This window comes from Endozoicomonas sp. ONNA1 (genome assembly GCF_024606325.1).
GTDB lineage: Bacteria > Pseudomonadota > Gammaproteobacteria > Pseudomonadales > Endozoicomonadaceae > Endozoicomonas_A.
The window spans coordinates 1-1283 of the sequence record NZ_JAHHPN010000918.1 but is presented as its reverse complement, the minus strand read 5'-3'; the positions used below and the strand labels follow the sequence as shown (position 1 = coordinate 1283).

Sequence of the window (1283 nt, the reverse complement as noted above, 5' to 3'; positions counted from 1 at the left end):
CCCGTTGCCTCAGTCGTTACCTTTTTCTCTTGCCTGGTGGTACTGGGTTACTCCACCTGGCTGGGAGGTTTGATCGGAGCTTCCAGTGACAACTTCAGGCTTCAACCTTTCCATGATCACATAGAGCAGGGTGGAAGTGTGGTCATGCTGGATGTTGAACCTGACTCCCTTTCAAAACTGATGCATGTGATTGCACAACACATCCCTGAGGCGGAACCGGCTGGCAGAAGCCAGAGGTTAGACAACCCATTTAAGGGATCATGGATTCTCAAAAAACACTCGTGAGGCTAGCTTATGAATCTGAAAACGCTGACTGCCATTGTTCGCCGGAAGCCGACCCACCTGGAATTGATCTCGGCTGAGGGTGACATCTATCTATGCCGCATTAACGATAAGGAGTGGCTTACCGAGCGTGCCGAAAAAAAACCCAAGGTCTTTCACAGCATCTTTGAGGCCAAATACACGTTAGGCAAATATCTGTCGGATCAGCTGGATATGGTCATGTCTACAACCTACGACGAAATGATCAGCTCAGGGGATTACCGCGAAGGTAGAACTATTCGTCATGGGCTTTCAAAAATTGATCGATAGCCTCGCACCAGCGATCACTTGATCGATCAGGTAACAGGCCCTGATCTCGTAGATCCAGCCTGAACTCCACAACGGAACGCCACTCCGGAGAGCCGAGATCAGGGCCGTGACCCATGGAGTCACCAGTGAATAGTATCGACTCTACAAACTCATACCAGCTTTCGGAACACATCGACTTTTTTTCTGACCCTTTAAAAGCAGAACACCCCGTCAGAAGCAAGCCGATGGTTAACCCTGTCAGAAGATAGTGTGACTGCATCACTTCCTCCCTCCATTCAGCGCCATAGTTGGATGATTAGTGTCAATAACACACTGATGATAATCATTGAGGTGACAGGAATGAAGACCTGAAAGTCATTACTCTTCCAATGGAGGTCACCGGGAAGGTGACCAAACCATTTCAACAGCCCTGGCGCAAAATGCAGAATCAGTCCAAGGGACACCAGAACCAGACCCACGAAAATCAACAGCTTTACCATGGTAACGGTTTTGCTTGGCAATATAGGATTTCAGAATAGGATAAAATGTCCGCTTTAGTCGATCAGACCCGCTTCACGGGCCTCAATGGTGAGGGTCTCGCGAAAGTCCGGATGAGAGATTGCAATCAGGGCCGCAGTACGATCTTTCAGTGACTTGTTGTGCACGTCGGCAACACCGTACTCTGTCACAATGAACATAGCGTCACTGCGTGG

The 1283-nt window shown here is 49.1% G+C and carries 4 protein-coding genes and 1 pseudogene; 2 read left to right on the top strand and 3 right to left on the bottom strand.

Annotated features, from left to right (window positions below; translation table 11 throughout):
• A pseudogene (locus KDK19_RS21610) lies at window positions 1–285 on the top strand (hypothetical protein); the annotation flags it as partial.
• A gap of 9 nt (window positions 286–294) precedes the next feature.
• A complete protein-coding gene (locus KDK19_RS21605) occupies window positions 295–591 on the top strand; it encodes a DUF6482 family protein (protein ID WP_257255361.1) in 297 nt (98 codons plus the stop codon).
• On the opposite strand, the gene KDK19_RS21600 is transcribed toward KDK19_RS21605, so the two are convergent.
• From KDK19_RS21600 to KDK19_RS24655, 3 genes are all read right to left on the bottom strand, one after another.
• Window positions 557–850 (bottom strand): hypothetical protein, encoded by a 294-nt coding sequence (locus tag KDK19_RS21600; protein WP_257255362.1) that lies wholly within the window; start codon window positions 848–850, stop codon window positions 557–559. The two genes, KDK19_RS21605 and KDK19_RS21600, sit on opposite strands and share 35 nt — an antisense overlap.
• A 16-nt stretch (window positions 851–866) precedes the next feature.
• Window positions 867–1070 (bottom strand): DUF2905 domain-containing protein, encoded by a 204-nt coding sequence (locus tag KDK19_RS21595; RefSeq protein ID WP_257255363.1) that lies wholly within the window; start codon window positions 1068–1070, stop codon window positions 867–869.
• Window positions 1071–1124: 54 nt separating this feature from the next.
• Window positions 1125–1283: acetyl-CoA hydrolase/transferase C-terminal domain-containing protein (locus KDK19_RS24655; RefSeq protein WP_368736488.1), on the bottom strand; the 159-nt coding region annotated here is incomplete at its 5' end.

Bases quoted from the DNA above. Each gene is read 5' to 3' on its own strand.
- KDK19_RS21600 (WP_257255362.1), bottom strand. From the start codon at position 850: ATGCAGTCACACTATCTTCTGACAGGGTTAACCATCGGCTTGCTTCTG.
- KDK19_RS21595 (WP_257255363.1), bottom strand. From the start codon at position 1,070: ATGGTAAAGCTGTTGATTTTCGTGGGTCTGGTTCTGGTGTCCCTTGGA.
- KDK19_RS21605 (WP_257255361.1), top strand. From the start codon at position 295: ATGAATCTGAAAACGCTGACTGCCATTGTTCGCCGGAAGCCGACCCAC.